Source organism: Streptomyces sp. NPDC050625 (assembly GCF_040654755.1).
Taxonomy (GTDB): Bacteria; Actinomycetota; Actinomycetes; order Streptomycetales; family Streptomycetaceae; genus Streptomyces.
Genome location: NZ_JBFAIQ010000127.1, coordinates 1 through 1,160, shown reverse-complemented (window position 1 = coordinate 1,160; position 1,160 = coordinate 1). Strand labels below are relative to the sequence as shown.

Annotated in this window: 1 protein-coding gene; it reads right to left on the bottom strand. The window is 64.9% G+C overall.

The window, feature by feature from the left end:
* A complete protein-coding gene (locus tag AB0I54_RS48195; RefSeq protein ID WP_363302763.1) occupies positions 1–1,077 on the bottom strand; it encodes an IS630 family transposase in 1,077 nt (358 codons plus the stop codon).
* Positions 1,078–1,160: the final 83 nt, after the last annotated feature.

The following is a 1,160-nucleotide window of genomic DNA, read 5'->3' as shown; positions in this document are numbered from 1 at the left end:
CTAGTGTCCTGCGCCAGAGATCCGTCGGCAGAAGCGGGCGAGGGAGTCGAGGATCTCTTCGGCGGTCTTGGTCCAGATGAACGGCTTGGGGTCTTCGTTCCAGTCTTTGACCCATGCGCGGATGTCGGCTTCCAGGGCCTGGATGTTCTTGTGTGCGCCTCGGCGGATCATCTGGTGGGCGAGGTAGCCGAACCACCGCTCGACCTGGTTGATCCACGAGGAGCCGGTCGGGGTGAAGTGCAGCTCGAACCGGGGATGTTTGGCGAGCCAGGCCTTGATCGCCGGTGTTTTGTGGGTGCCGTAATTGTCCACGATCAGATGGATCTGCAGGTGAGCGGGCACCTCCTTGTCGATCCGGATCAGGAATTTCTTGAACTCCACGGCCCGGTGCCGGCGGTGCAGGGCCGAGATGACCTGTCCGGTGGCGACATCGAAGGCGGCGAACAGGGTGGTCAGGCCGTTGCGCACGTAGTCGTGGGTGCGCCGCTCGGGCATGCCCGGCATTATCGGCAGCACCGGCTGGGACCGGTCCAGGGCCTGGATCTGCGACTTCTCGTCCACCGACAACACCACCGCCCCCTCGGGCGGGTTGAAGTACAAACCCACGACGTCGTAGACCTTCTCCACGAAGAACGGGTCGGTCGACAGCTTGAAGGTGTCCGCCAGGTGCGGCTTGAGCTGGAACTGTCGCCAGATGCGGCCCACGGTCGACTTCGACAGACCACTGTGCTCGGCCATCGATGTCCGCGACCAGTGGGTGGCGTTCTTCGGCAGCTGTTCCAGCGTGGTGACCACGACCGCTTCCACCTGATCGACGCTGATCGTGGGAGGCCGTCCCGGGCGGGGCTCATCAGCCAGCCCGTCCAGCCGCTCAGCGAGGAAACGACGCCGCCACTTGCGGACCGTGTCCGCAGTCACCCGAAGATCCCTGGCGACCGCGACGATCGCCGGCACCTCCGGCCCCGCACACGCCAGCACAATCCGCGCCCGCAGAGCCAGCGCCTGGGCCGAAGTCGCCCGACGTGTCCATCGCTCCAACACCGCCCGCTCATCGTCAGACAGCAGCAACGGTTCCAGCTTCGGGCCCCGACGGGGAACTGACGCACCAGCAGCAGAAGTCACGCAACTTCTAACGATCAACTACTGGCGCAGGACACTAG